The following is a 356-nucleotide window of genomic DNA, read 5'->3' as shown; positions in this document are numbered from 1 at the left end:
AGAAATCGACCTCGATGGCGATGCCCTTTTCGACCGCCAGATCGACGACGGCGGCGGCCACGGCCAGATCCTGAAGACCGACGCCGGTGCCGTCGAACAGGGTGATCTGGTCGTCCGAGACGCGGCCCGGATTGGTGCCGTTGATGACGGCGCCCAGCTGAGCGACATCGGCCTCGGCGATCAGCCCCTGGGACACCGCGTGCTGCGCCTCGCCGATGCTGATGGACTGGGCCACTTCGTCGGTGAACACATCCGCCTTGACCAGAAGCTGCGGGTCGACCTCCTGCTTGCCCTTGGTATCGGTGCCCATGCAGGCCACATGGGTGCCGGGGCTGACCTGATCGGCATTCAGGATC

1 pseudogene is annotated in these 356 nt (G+C 65.7%); it reads right to left on the bottom strand.

Annotated features, from left to right (window positions below):
- Positions 1-356, bottom strand: a pseudogene (locus tag AB0T83_RS20375) (ornithine cyclodeaminase family protein); the annotation flags it as partial.

The organism is Meridianimarinicoccus marinus (assembly GCF_040689105.1).
Lineage (GTDB): Bacteria > Pseudomonadota > Alphaproteobacteria > Rhodobacterales > Rhodobacteraceae > Meridianimarinicoccus > Meridianimarinicoccus marinus.
The sequence above is the reverse complement of the archived record's forward strand: the minus strand, read 5'-3'. Positions and strand labels throughout refer to the sequence as shown.